General features: G+C 72.8%; 11 protein-coding genes. 3 read left to right on the forward strand and 8 right to left on the reverse strand.

Annotated elements, in window-relative coordinates:
- Positions 1 to 45: 45 nt before the first annotated feature.
- From infB to rimP, 4 genes are all read right to left on the reverse strand, one after another.
- Positions 46 to 3,117, reverse strand: a complete 3,072-nt coding sequence (infB, locus tag FHS34_RS43850; RefSeq protein ID WP_184970221.1) for a translation initiation factor IF-2 — start codon at positions 3,115 to 3,117, stop codon at positions 46 to 48.
- A gap of 145 nt (positions 3,118 to 3,262) precedes the next feature.
- Positions 3,263 to 3,559, reverse strand: a complete 297-nt coding sequence (locus FHS34_RS27535) for a YlxR family protein (protein ID WP_184970223.1) — start codon at positions 3,557 to 3,559, stop codon at positions 3,263 to 3,265.
- Between the two features lie 90 nt (positions 3,560 to 3,649).
- Positions 3,650 to 4,636, reverse strand: coding sequence for a transcription termination factor NusA (nusA, locus tag FHS34_RS27540; RefSeq protein ID WP_184970225.1), 987 nt, complete (start codon positions 4,634 to 4,636; stop codon positions 3,650 to 3,652).
- Between the two features lie 2 nt (positions 4,637 to 4,638).
- Positions 4,639 to 5,148, reverse strand: coding sequence for a ribosome maturation factor RimP (rimP, locus tag FHS34_RS27545; RefSeq protein WP_184970227.1), 510 nt, complete (start codon positions 5,146 to 5,148; stop codon positions 4,639 to 4,641).
- Positions 5,149 to 5,364: 216 nt separating this feature from the next.
- Here rimP and FHS34_RS27550 point away from each other — a divergent pair, with 216 nt between their 5' ends.
- The 3 genes from FHS34_RS27550 to FHS34_RS27560 all read left to right on the forward strand — a co-directional run bounded on the left by FHS34_RS27550 (position 5,365) and on the right by FHS34_RS27560 (position 7,336).
- On the forward strand, positions 5,365 to 5,877 hold the full coding sequence (locus FHS34_RS27550) for a hypothetical protein (protein WP_184970229.1): 513 nt from the start codon (positions 5,365 to 5,367) through the stop codon (positions 5,875 to 5,877).
- 32 nt (positions 5,878 to 5,909) lie between these two features.
- Positions 5,910 to 6,374, forward strand: a complete 465-nt coding sequence (locus FHS34_RS27555) for a ferritin-like domain-containing protein (protein ID WP_184970686.1) — start codon at positions 5,910 to 5,912, stop codon at positions 6,372 to 6,374.
- Positions 6,375 to 6,436: 62 nt separating this feature from the next.
- The gene (locus tag FHS34_RS27560) at positions 6,437 to 7,336 is read left to right on the forward strand and encodes an aminoglycoside phosphotransferase family protein (RefSeq protein ID WP_184970231.1); all 900 of its coding nucleotides are present in this window, start codon (positions 6,437 to 6,439) and stop codon (positions 7,334 to 7,336) included.
- Between the two features lie 362 nt (positions 7,337 to 7,698).
- Here the strand turns inward: FHS34_RS27560 and FHS34_RS27565 are convergent, their stop codons facing one another.
- The 4 genes from FHS34_RS27565 to ispG form a co-directional block, all read right to left on the reverse strand.
- Complete coding sequence (locus FHS34_RS27565; protein ID WP_184970234.1) at positions 7,699 to 9,402, reverse strand: proline--tRNA ligase; 1,704 nt, start codon at positions 9,400 to 9,402, stop codon at positions 7,699 to 7,701.
- A gap of 107 nt (positions 9,403 to 9,509) precedes the next feature.
- On the reverse strand, positions 9,510 to 10,040 hold the full coding sequence (locus FHS34_RS27570) for a GNAT family N-acetyltransferase (protein WP_184970236.1): 531 nt from the start codon (positions 10,038 to 10,040) through the stop codon (positions 9,510 to 9,512).
- Between the two features lie 20 nt (positions 10,041 to 10,060).
- Positions 10,061 to 10,909: a GNAT family N-acetyltransferase gene (locus FHS34_RS27575; protein WP_184970238.1), complete on the reverse strand. Its 849-nt coding sequence runs from the start codon at positions 10,907 to 10,909 to the stop codon at positions 10,061 to 10,063.
- Between the two features lie 390 nt (positions 10,910 to 11,299).
- The gene (gene ispG / locus FHS34_RS27580; protein ID WP_184970240.1) at positions 11,300 to 12,457 is read right to left on the reverse strand and encodes a flavodoxin-dependent (E)-4-hydroxy-3-methylbut-2-enyl-diphosphate synthase; all 1,158 of its coding nucleotides are present in this window, start codon (positions 12,455 to 12,457) and stop codon (positions 11,300 to 11,302) included.
- Positions 12,458 to 12,624 lie beyond the last annotated feature (167 nt).

The raw sequence follows: 12,624 nt of genomic DNA on the forward strand, positions 1-12,624 counted from the left end.
CCGACGGGACCCGAGAGTCCCGTCGGCCGGCACGGACCGTAGGCGTTACACCCGCGGCTTCTCCCGCATCTCGTACGTCGCGATGACGTCGTCGACCTTGATGTCGTTGAAGTTGCCGAGGTTGATACCGCCCTCGAACCCTTCGCGGATCTCGGTGACGTCGTCCTTGAAGCGACGCAGACCGGAGATGGTGAGGTTCTCCGCGACCACCTTGCCGTCGCGGATGAGGCGCGCCTTGGTGTTGCGCTTGACCTCGCCCGACCGGACCAGGACACCGGCGATGTTGCCCAGCTTGGACGACTTGAAGACCTCGCGGATCTCCGCCGTACCCAGCTCGACCTCTTCGTACTCCGGCTTGAGCATGCCCTTGAGGGCCGCCTCGATCTCCTCGATCGCCTGGTAGATGACCGAGTAGTACCGGACGTCCACACCCTCGCGCTCGGCCATCTGCGCCGCGCGGCCGGCCGCGCGGACGTTGAAGCCGATCACGATGGCGTCGGAGCCCATCGCCAGGTCGATGTCGGACTCCGTGACCGCACCGACGCCGCGGTGCAGGACGCGGATGTCGACCTCTTCGCCGACGTCCAGCTGGAGCAGCGAGGACTCGAGGGCCTCGACCGAACCGGACGCGTCACCCTTGATGATCAGGTTCAGCTGCTGGACCTCGCCGGCCTTCAGGACCTTGTCCAGGTCCTCCAGCGACACGCGGCGCGTGCGCTTGGCGAAGGCGGCGTTGCGCTCACGGGCGGCACGCTTCTCGGCGATCTGACGGGCCGTACGGTCCTCGTCGACCACCAGGAAGTTGTCGCCCGCGCCCGGGACGTTGGTCAGGCCCAGGACCTGGACCGGCGTGGACGGACCGGCCTCGGCGACGTTGTTGCCGTTGTCGTCGAGCATGGCGCGCACTCGGCCGTAGGCGTCGCCCACGACCATCGTGTCGCCGACCCGCAGCGTGCCTCGCTGGACGAGGACCGTCGCCACGGCACCACGGCCGCGGTCGAGACGGGACTCGATCGAGATGCCCTGCGCGTCCTGGTGCGGGTTGGCCCGCAGGTCGAGCGAGGCGTCGGCCGTGAGGACCACGGCCTCCAGCAGCGAGTCGATGTGCAGACCCTGCTTGGCGGAGATGTCGACGAACATCGTGTCGCCGCCGTACTCCTCGGCCACCAGGCCGTACTCGGTCAGCTGACCGCGCACCTTGGTCGGGTCGGCACCCTCGACGTCGATCTTGTTGACCGCGACCACGATCGGCACGTCGGCCGCCTTGGCGTGGTTGAGCGCCTCGACCGTCTGCGGCATGACGCCGTCGTTGGCCGCGACGACCAGGATCGCGATGTCGGTCGACTTCGCACCACGGGCACGCATGGCGGTGAACGCCTCGTGACCCGGGGTGTCGATGAAGGTGATCTTGCGCTCTTCGTCGTTGACCTCGGTCGCGACCTGGTAGGCACCGATGTGCTGGGTGATGCCGCCGGCCTCGCCCGCGATGACGTTCGTCTTGCGGATGGCGTCGAGCAGTCGGGTCTTACCGTGGTCGACGTGACCCATGACGGTGACGACCGGCGGGCGGACCACCAGGTCCTCCTCGTCGCCCTCGTCCTCGCCGAACTCGATGTCGAAGGACTCGAGCAGCTCGCGGTCCTCCTCCTCGGGGCTGACGATCTGAACCGTGTAGTTCATCTCGCCCGCGAGGAGCTGCAGCGTCTCGTCGGAGACGGACTGCGTGGCCGTGACCATCTCGCCGAGGTTCATCATGACCGCGACGAGCGACGCCGGGTTGGCGTTGATCTTCTCCGCGAAGTCCGTGAGCGACGCGCCGCGGGAGAGGCGGATGGCCTCGCCGTTGCCGCGCGGCAGCATCACGCCGCCGACGCTCGGGGCCTGCATGGCCTCGTACTCCTGGCGCCTCTGCCGCTTCGACTTGCGGCCACGACGCGCGGGGCCACCGGGACGGCCGAAGGCGCCCTGCGTGCCACCGCGGCCACCGGGACCACCCGGACGGCCACCGAAGCCGGGACGACCGCCGCCGCCACCACCGGGACCACCGGGACGGCCGGCGAAACCGCCGCCACCGCCACCGGGAGCACCGGGACGGCCGGCGAAGCCGCCGCCACCGCCACCGGGACGACCGGCGAAGCCGCCGCCGCCCGGACGACCGCCGCCGCCACCGGGACGACCGCCGCCACCGGGGCCACGGCCGCCGGGGCCACCGCCACCGGGACGCGGGCCGGCAGCCGGACGCTGCGGCATCATGCCGGGGTTCGGGCGCGGACCGGCCGGGCCGGGACGCGGACCGCCCTGCGGACGGGGCATGCCGGACGGCGACGGACGGGAACCGCCCGGAGCCTGGGGACGCGGACCGCCGCCCTGGGCGCCGGGCGCCTGCGGACGGGGACCGGCGCCGGGGGCACCGGGGCCGCCCGGACGCGGGCCGCCCTGCGGACGGGGCGCCTGCGGGCGCGCCATGCCGGCGTTGCCACCGGACGTGAAGGGGTTGTTACCCGGACGCGGGCCGGCCGGACGGGCACCCGGACGCGGGGCCTGACCACCGGGACGCGCGCCACCCTGACCGGGACGGCCCTGACCCTGACCCTGACCGCCGGCCGGACGGCCGCCGGGCTTCGGGGCACCCGGACGGGCGCCGGGACGCGGACCCTGCGCGGCCGGGGCCTGCGGGGCCTGCGGGGCCTGCGCTGCCGGAGCGGCCGGCGGAGCGGTGAACTCCGGAGCGGCCGGGGCCGGACGCGGCGCGGGCTTCGGACCCGGAACCGGACGCGGGCCCGGGGCCGGCGCGGGCGCCGAGGGAGCCGACGGGGCGGCCGGCTGCTGGGCAGCGGGCGCCGTCGGGGGCTTGGGGGCCGCCGGCTTCGGGGCAGCCGGACGGGCCGCCTGCGCCGGAGAGGGCGCGGCGGGCTTGGGGGACGCCTTGCGCGGGGCGGGCTTCCCGGAGGACTTGCCACCGCCCTGGAAGGCGTCGGTCAGCTTACGTACAACCGGCGCTTCGATCGTCGAAGACGCCGAACGGACGAATTCACCGAGTTCCTGGAGCTTGGCCATGACGACCTTGCTCTCGACACCGAACTCCTTGGCGAGTTCGTAGACCCGGACCTTAGCCACTTCGCTCCTTTGAGGTCCGGGTTGAAGCCGGACCGTCGCTAGTTCATGGGCGTACTCATCGCGTACTCATCGAGTGCTCATCGCAATCTCGACCTGCTTTCGACTCGCGAGGTACCAGGCCGCGCGGGGTTCCGTGCGGCATGTCTTACAGCGTTGCCTGCTCGGCAACTGTTGTCCGCTCGACGTGTTGGCGCAACGCCTTTGTGTCGAGCGCTCCCGGGGCGCGCAGTGCCCGCGAGAACGCCCGGCGGCGTACCGCCTGGTCGAGACAGACCAGGGCGGGGTGCACATAGGCACCCCGGCCGGGCAGCGTACCGCGAGGATCGGGGGCGCACGCGTCCTCGATCCTCACGATCCGCAGGAGATCGTCCTTGGCCGCCCGCTCCCGGCACCCCACACAGGTGCGTTCAGGGCATGCTCGGGTGTGCGTCCGGCCAGACACGGATAAGTCTACCTCCCCGTAGCGACCTCACCCCTTTGGGGCAAGAATCGAACGGTTGTTGTCGTGATCTCAGCGGCAAACGGCTCGGAACTATTCCCCGGGCTGCTCGGTGTCGGGCCGGATGTCGATGCGCCAGCCGGTGAGCCGGGCGGCGAGGCGGGCGTTCTGGCCCTCCTTGCCGATCGCCAGCGACAGCTGGTAGTCCGGCACGATCACCCGGGCGGAGCGGGCGGCCATGTCGACGACTTCCACCTTGCTCACCCGAGCGGGTGACAGGGCGTTCGCGACCATCTCGGCCGGATCGTCCGACCAGTCGACGATGTCGATCTTCTCGCCGTTCAGCTCGCCCATCACATTGCGCACCCGGCCGCCCATGGGGCCGATGCAGGCGCCCTTGGCGTTCAGGCCCGTACGGGTGGACCGTACGGCGATCTTCGTACGGTGACCGGCCTCACGGGCGATCGCCGCGATCTCCACCGAGCCGTCGGCGATCTCCGGCACCTCCAGGGCGAAGAGCTTCTTCACCAGGTTGGGGTGCGTACGGGAGAGGGTCACGGAGGGGCCGCGCACGCCCTTGGCCACGCGCACGACGTACGAGCGCAGCCGCATGCCGTGCGGGTAGGTCTCGCCGGGAACCTGCTCCTGCACCGGCAGGATGGCCTCCAGCTTGCCGATGTCCACGAGCACGTTCTTCGGGTCGCGGCCCTGCTGGACCACGCCGGTGACGATGTCGCCCTCGCGGCCGGCGTACTCACCGAGCGTCGCGTCGTCCTCGGCGTCACGCAGCCGCTGCAGGATCACCTGCTTGGCGGTGGTGGCGGCGATACGGCCGAATCCGGACGGGGTGTCGTCGAACTCGCGGGCCTCCTGGCCCTCCTCGAGGTCCTCGGGGTCCTCCTTCGCCCACACGGTCACGTGCCCGGTCTCCCGGTTGAGCTCCACGCGCGCGTGTCGGCGGCTTCCCTCGGTGCGGTGGTAGGCGATGAGGAGGGCCGATTCGATCGCCTCGACCAGCAGGGAGAAGGAGATCTCCTTCTCCCTGACCAAGCCCCGCAGGGCGCTCATGTCGATGTCCACGGCTACGCCTCCTCCTCTTCCTTCATGTCCTTCTTGTCCTTGCGGTTGAACTCGACCTGCACGCGCGCCTTCTCGATCTCCGGGAAGGCGAGTCTGCGGCTGGTGGCCTTGCGGCCCTTGACCCCGGGGACCTCGACGTCGATGCCCTCGTCGTCGACCTTCAGGATCCGCGCGACCAGTTCGCCGTCCTCGGCCAGCTGGAACTTCACCAGCCGGTCGGTGGCGCGCACGAAGTGCCGGTGCTCGGTGAGGGAGCGCTCGGCGCCGGGGGTTCCGACCTCCAGGTCGTAGGCCGCGTCGCCCATCGCGTCGGTCTCGTCGAGCTTCGCCGAGAGCGCACGGCTCACATCGGCGATGGCGTCCAGATCGGCCCCGGTGTCGGAGTCGACGACCACGCGCAGCACCCGCTTGCGTCCTACGGAGTCCACGGCGATCTCTTCGAGATCCAGCCCCTGAGAGGTGACGAGCGGTTCGAGCAGCTCTCGCAGCCTCTCGCTCTGGGTGGTGCTCATCCGGGTGACTCCTCGGCCGCGTGTGCTGTTGTGGGATGGGTCGCGTGTCTGGTCAAAGGGTATCCGGTCGCGGGGACTGATGCCGTCCACCCGTGGCCGGGCGGTGCCGGTGAGTGGTGGGCACCGGGCACGCGGGTACGGTGATCACGGGTGCGCCGCCCGTCGGCTGTGCCGCCCTCGCCGTTCCCTCCGTACGAGTTCCCGAGGACGCCCGCAGTGCCGTATCCCCCACCGCCGCGCACCCGCTCGGGACCGCGCAGAAGATCCCTGCTCGCCTCGGCCGCCGGTGCCGCCCTGCTGGTGGGCTGCTCGGCCGGTCCGGACTCCGGCGACGACGGCCCCTCGGCCGCCGCCCGGGCACGCGCGCGTGCGGCCCGGGACAGCCACGGGCTGCTTCAGCGGTACGACGCCGTGCTCGCCGCGCATCCCGGGCTGGCGGACCGGCTGCGCCCGCTGCGGGCGCAGGTGGCCGCGCACGCGGCGGCCTTCGAGGAGGGCGCGACGGACGCCGCCACGGCGACCGTCACGGCCACGGCCCGGGCCTCCGCCACCCCCGTCCCGGCCGCCGAGAAGGACGCCGTCGCCGGGCTGGCGGCCGCCGAGCGCGCCCTGGCCGACCAGCGCGCCGAGGACCTGCTGAAGGCGCCGGGCGACCTGGCGCGGCTGCTGGCGTCGGTCGCGGCGGCCGGGGCCGCGCACGCGTACCTGCTGACGGAGGGGGCCCGGTGAGCGACGGGACGGAGCAGGCCGGACAGGCCGAGATGACCGCGCTGCAGGCGGCGCTGGCGGCGGAGCACGCGACGGTGTACGGGTACGGCGTCGTCGGCGGGCGGATCGGCGAGCGGCGCCGGGCCGAGGCGCGGGCGGCGTACGACGCCCACCGGGCGCGCCGGGACGCGCTGGTGCGCGCGGTGCGGGACCTGGGCGGCGCTCCGGTCGCCGCGAGCGCGGCGTACGCGCTGCCGTTCCCGGTGCAGGACGGGACGGCCGCGGTGCGGCTGGCCGCGCGGCTGGAGGAGCGGGTGGCCGGGGTGTACTCGGACCTGGTGCGGGCGGCGACCGCGGAGCGCCGGGCCGATGCCGCCGCGGCGCTGCGTGAGGCCACCGTCCGGGCGGTGCGCTGGGGCGGGGAGAGCGTAGCCTTCCCTGGGCTCGCGGAGCGGTCCGGTGAGCAGACGGGCGCGGCCGGCACGACCCCGTCGGCCTCCGCCTCGGCGAAGCGCTAGGCAGCGGTAGGGCAGGGCCGGCTTTCACGGCAGGGCCTCGACAGGAAGGGAACGACTCGCGCATGGGTTTCGAACCGCCGCCGCGCCTGGTGCGTGCGCTCGGTGAGACGGCACCGGCCGGGGACGACTGGCTGGCGCAGCTGCCCACGGTGGCCGAGCGGGCCGTCGGCCGGCGCGAGTTGACCGTCGAGCGGGTGCAGGTGCCGGGCGGGCGCAGCAGCCTGGTGGTGCTCGTGCGGCGGCCGGACGGCACCCCGGCCGTGCTGAAGCTGGCGCCGTCCCGGGCCCGCCCGGAGAGCGAGCGCGCGGCACTGGCGCACTGGGCGGGGCTGGGCGCCGTACAGCTGCTGGAGGCCGACGCGGACGACGGGGCGCTGCTGCTGGAGCGGCTGCACCCGGACGTGTCGGTGCGGTCGCTGCCGGAGGCGAAGGCGCTGCTGGAGGCGGCGGGGACGCTGCGCAGGCTGTGGGTCGAGCCGCCGGCCGGGCACGTCTTCGAGACGGTGGCCGAGCGCACGGGACGGCAGGCGGTGGCCATGCGGGCGAGCGCCGGGACCGAGCCGGAGACTGCCCCCCTGGTGGAGTCGGCGCTCGCCGCCCGTACGGAGCTGCTGGCCGAGCCGCCCGCGCACCTGCTGCTGCACGGCACGTTCCGGCAGAGCAAGGTGCTCGCGGGCGAGCGGATGCCGTGGCTCGCGGTGGGCCCGGACCCGGTGGTCGGCGAGAGCGCCTTCGACCTGGCGCGGCTGGTCCGGGACCGGGTGGAGGACCTGATCGCGTCGCCGTCCGGCCCGTCCATCACCCGGCGCCGGATCAAGCGGCTCGCGGAGTCGCTGGAGGTGGATCAGGAGCGGCTTCGGGGGTGGACGCTGTTCCGGGCGGTGGAGTCCGGCGTACGCGCGCTGCGGGTTGGGCGGCCGAAGGACGGGGAGCTGCTGCTCGAGTTCGCCGGCTGGCTCTAGGACGCTCCGGCGGGGCGGTCCGGAGGAAGCCGAATCGGCCCAGCGTGGGCCGGAGCGGGTCAGTCCGGGGTGGCGCGGGTCCGTCCGGGGTGGCGCGGGTCCGTCCGGGGTGGCGCGGGACGTCATGTGGGCGCAGGGTTCGTCGTGGCTGCTCGCGCAGTTCCCCGCGCCCCTTCTGGGGCCGGCCTCGGTCCGGAGGTCGCGGTCGGGCAGGCCCGGGTCCGGTGAGGCGCACGCACGCCGGGGAGCCGCGCGGCGGACGGTCCCGGCGTGGGGCACAGCGCCGCGGCCTGCCAGCCGCACGCCGAGCGACCGCCGCGCTCCTTGCGGAGGCGTGGCGGTCGCTCGGTCGGGGCGGGCCGTCAGGCCGTCAGGCGGGCGATCGCTTCCTCGACGGGCAGTTCCTCGCGCTCACCGGTCCTGCGGTCCTTCAGCTCCACGACGCCCTCGCCGGAGCGGCGGCCGGCGACCAGGATCTGCGGGACACCGATCAGCTCGGCGTCGGTGAACTTCACGCCCGGGGAGACCCCCGCCCGGTCGTCCACCAGGACGCGCGCACCCGCCGCGGCGAGCTTCTCGGCGACGTCGAGCGCCAGCTCCGTCTGCAGCGCCTTGCCCGCGGCGACCACGTGCACGTCGGCCGGGGCGACCTCCTTGGACCACACCAGGCCCTTGTCGTCGGCGGACTGCTCGGCGAGCGCGGCGACGGCGCGGGAGACGCCGATGCCGTAGGAGCCCATGGTGACGCGGACCGGCTTGCCGTTCTGGCCGAGCACGTCCAGCTTGAGCGCGTCGGCGTACTTGCGGCCCAGCTGGAAGATGTGGCCGATCTCGATGGCGCGGTCCAGCTTCAGGCCGGTGCCGCACTTCGGGCAGGGGTCGCCCTCCTGCACCACGACGACGTCCACGTACGCGTCGACCTCGAAGTCACGGCCGGCGACGACGTTCTTCGCGTGCGTGTGCGCCTTGTTGGCGCCGGTGATCCAGGCGGTGCCGGGCGCCACGCGCGGGTCGGCGATGTACGTGACCTTCTCGCCCAGGCCCTGCGGGCCGACGTAGCCGCGGACCAGGTCGGAGCGCTCGGCGAAGTCCGCCTCGGTGACCATCTCGACGACGGCCGGGGCGAAGTGCGCCTCGACCTTGCCCATGTCCACCTCACGGTCGCCGGGCACGCCCACGGCGACGATCTCGCCGTCCACCTTGACCAGCAGGTTCTTCAGCGTGGCGGAGGCCGGGACGCCGAGGGACGCGGCCAGGGTCTCGATGGTCGGGGTGTCGGGGGTGGGGATCTCCTCCGCCGCGGGGACGGCCGAGCCGTCGACCGCCTGCAGCGCGTAGGTGATCGCCTCGGTGTTGGCCGCGAAGTCGCAGTTGGGGCAGTCCGCGAAGGTGTCCTCGCCGGCCTCGGCCGGGGCGAGGAACTCCTCGGACTTGGAGCCGCCCATGGCGCCCGCGGTGGCCGCGCAGATGCGGTAGTCCAGACCGAGGCGCTCGAAGACCCGCTGGTAGGCCTGGCGGTGCAGGGCGTAGGACTGGGCGAGGCCCTCGTCCTCCGTGTCGAAGGAGTACGAGTCCTTCATCAGGAACTCGCGGCCGCGCAGGATGCCGGCGCGGGGACGGGCCTCGTCACGGAACTTGGACTGGATCTGGTAGAGGATCACCGGCAGGTCCTTGTAGGACGTGCACTGGTCCTTGACCAGGAGGGTGAAGATCTCCTCGTGGGTGGGGCCCAGGAGGTAGTCGCCGCCCTTGCGGTCCTTGAGCCGGAACAGCTCCTGGCCGTACTCGTCCCAGCGGCCGGTGGCCTCGTAGGGCTCGCGCGGCAGCAGGGCCGGCAGCGAGACCTCCTGCGCGCCGATGGCGTCCATCTCCTCGCGGACGATGCGCTCGACGTTGGCCAGGACCTTCTTGCCGAGGGGCAGCCAGCTCCAGATGCCGGCGGCCGTACGGCGGACGTAGCCGGCGCGGACGAGGAGCTTGTGGCTGAGGACCTCGGCGTCCGCCGGGTCGTCGCGCAGCGTCTTCGCCATCAACTGGGACATGCGCTGGACCGGTGCGTTCGCCATGGTTCTCGTACTCCTGCCGGGTGGGGGTCCCCCCGCTCGAGCGAAGCCGAGAGTGGGGGAGGTGTTGGCAGGAGGTTATCCGGGCTGGACGGGCCGGTGGAAATCGGTTAACGCCTGCGGAGCGGCAGCGGGGCGCCCATCACCGCGTACGGCCGGGGCGCGCTCGGGAAGTGCACCTGGCGGGCGAGGTCGACATAGCCGAGGGAGTGGTAGAGGCCGCGGGCGGGGCTGTCGGTGTCGATCGCGGAGAGGATCGAGCGGGGCTCGGCGGCGGTGTCGGTGATGGTGGTGATCAGGCGCCGGCCGATGCCGCGGTTCTGGTGGCCGGGGTGGACGTGCAGCTCGGTGATGACGAAGGAGTCGTCGAGCCAGAAGTCGTTGCCGCCCGCGCGGAGGTAGGGCTCCACGACGGTGGACCACCAGTGGGTACGGCTGTTGGGCATGCCGTAGACGAACCCGACCAGCCGCCCCCGGCTGGTGGCGCCGAGGGCCCGTGCGCCCTGGTACTGCATGTGGCGCTGGACGATCTGGCGGCGTACGGCGACTTCGTCCGGGCCGAGTCCGAAGGCGAGGGCTTGGACGGCCAGGGCCTCGTCGACGTGGGCTGCGAGGTCCAGGGGGCCGATCACGAGGTCCATGCCGGGAGGGTACAGGGAGGTCAAAACAGCACGCTCATGAAAGCTCCCACCTCTTGGAAGCCCACCCTGCGGTACGTCCTTCTCGCCGCCGTGTTGAAGTCGTTGACGTACAGGCTGACGAGGGGGGCCACGTCCGCCAGGGCGTAGCGCAGCACCGCCGCCATGCCGGGGGCCGCCAGGCCCTTGCCCCGGTACTCGGGGGCCACCCACACGCCCTGGATCTGGCAGGCCTGGGGGGTCGCCGCGCCGATCTCCGCCTTGAACACGACCCGGCCCTGCTCGTCGACGCGGGCGAAAGAACGGCCGGAGCCGACCAGTTCGGCGACCCGGGCCTGGTAGAGCAGGCCGCCGTCGCCGGACAGCGGGGAGACGCCGACCTCCTCGGTGAACATCGCCACGCACGCCGGCATGATCGTCTCCATCTCGTCCTTGCGGACGCGGCGGACGCCGGGGTCGGGGGCGATGCCGGCCGGCATGCGGTCGGTGATCATGAGCGGCTGGTGGGAGCGGACCTCGCGGGCGGGGCCCCAGTGCGGCTCCAGCAGCCGCCACAGCTGGGCGGTGGATTCGGCGGGGCCGACGATGGAGGAGCAGCGGCGGCCGGCCCGGCGGGCGCGGTCGGCGAAGGCTCGGACGGCGCGCGGGGTGGCGCAGATGGGGACGAGGTTGGCGCCCGCGTAGCACAGGGACGTGAGCATGCCGTCCTCGTACCAGCCCCACATCTCGCCGCCCAGGCGCCACGGGTCGAGGCCCGCGACCTGGACCCGGGAGGCCACGAAGGCGTTCGCGACCGGCTCGCGGCGGAGGACCGCGAGCGCGGCGTCAAGGTCGCTCGGTTCGAGCACCCGGGAGGTGGTCTGGGTCAACACGTACGGGGCCTCACCCTGGGGTTCTGCTGGTCCCGGCACTATAACTGCGCTGCTCCGGCCGTGCGCCCCGGAGCCGGGGGCATCCGGTCGCGGGGCGGTCGAGGAGTGTCCGTGACCGGTCACCGCGCCGGGCTCGCGACCGCGTCCGGGAGGCGGCAGCGCCGCCGGGACCGGCGGAGAAGGGAACCGGCACGACGGGCCCCGCGCGCGCGAGTGCGGGACCCGGGCCACGGCTCAGCCCAGGACTGCCGCGGCTCAGCGCAGGCCCCCCGGCCGAGACTCCGCGCGGGACCCCAGGCCGAGACCCCGGGCCGAGACTCCGCGCACCCCAGGCCGAGACCCCGGGCGGGGCCGGGCCCCGGGCCGCGGGCCGAACGGGAGGTGCCGGTCTCAGTCCGCCACCGAGACGGTCGGCTCGCCGGAGGCCGCGCCCTCGGCCTCCATCTTCTCGGCCAGCTTCATGGCCTCCTCGATGAGGGTCTCCACGATCTTGGACTCGGGGACGGTCTTGATGACCTCGCCCTTGACGAAGATCTGGCCCTTGCCGTTGCCGGAGGCGACGCCGAGGTCGGCCTCGCGGGCCTCGCCGGGGCCGTTCACGACGCAGCCCATGACGGCGACGCGCAGCGGGACCTCCATGCCGGTCAGGCCCGCGGTGACCTCTTCGGCGAGCTTGTACACGTCGACCTGGGCGCGGCCGCAGGACGGGCAGGAGACGATCTCCAGACCGCGCTGCTTGAGGTTCAGCGACTCCAGGATCTGGAGGCCGACCTTGACCTCCTCGGCCGGCGGGGCCGACAGGGAGACTCGGATGGTGTCGCCGATGCCCTGGGAGAGCAGCGCGCCGAAGGCGACCGCCGACTTGATCGTGCCCTGGAAGGCGGGGCCGGCCTCGGTCACACCGAGGTGCAGCGGGTAGTCGCACTGCGCGGCGAGCTGCCGGTAGGCCTCGATCATCACGACCGGGTCGTTGTGCTTGACGGAGATCTTGATGTCGCGGAAGTCGTGCTCCTCGAAGAGGGACGCCTCCCACAGGGCGGACTCGACCAGCGCCTCGGGGGTGGCCTTGCCGTACTTCTGGAGCAGGCGGCGGTCGAGGGAGCCGGCGTTGACGCCGATGCGGATCGGGGTGCCGTGGTCCTTGGCGGCCTTGGCGATCTCCTTGACCTTGTCGTCGAACTGCTTGATGTTGCCCGGGTTCACACGGACCGCGGCACAGCCCGCCTCGATGGCGGCGAAGACGTACTTCGGCTGGAAGTGGATGTCCGCGATCACCGGGATCTGCGACTTGCGGGCGATGGTCGCGAGGGCGTCCGCGTCGTCCTGGGTGGGGCAGGCCACACGGACGATCTGGCAGCCGGACGCGGTCAGCTCGGCGATCTGCTGGAGGGTGGCGCCGATGTCGGACGTACGGGTCGTCGTCATCGACTGGACCGAGACGGGCGCGTCCCCGCCGACCGCCACGCTTCCGACCTGGATCTGCCGGCTCTTCCGGCGCTCGGCGAGCTTGGTCGGAACGGACGGCATGCCGAGAGAAATCGCAGTCATCTGCTGTGCAACCCCAAGTCGTGGATCAAGATCCGGTCCCGTGAACGGCGGGCCCCAGAGTCCGAGATTACGGCACCGGGGCAGGCGCCAGCACATCCGTCGGGTAAACCCACCCGATGGAAGGCGGCCCGGAACGATGGGCTTCCGGGCCGCCTGGAACGCCGGGT

Source organism: Streptomyces echinatus, from assembly GCF_014203595.1.
Lineage (GTDB): Bacteria > Actinomycetota > Actinomycetes > Streptomycetales > Streptomycetaceae > Streptomyces > Streptomyces echinatus.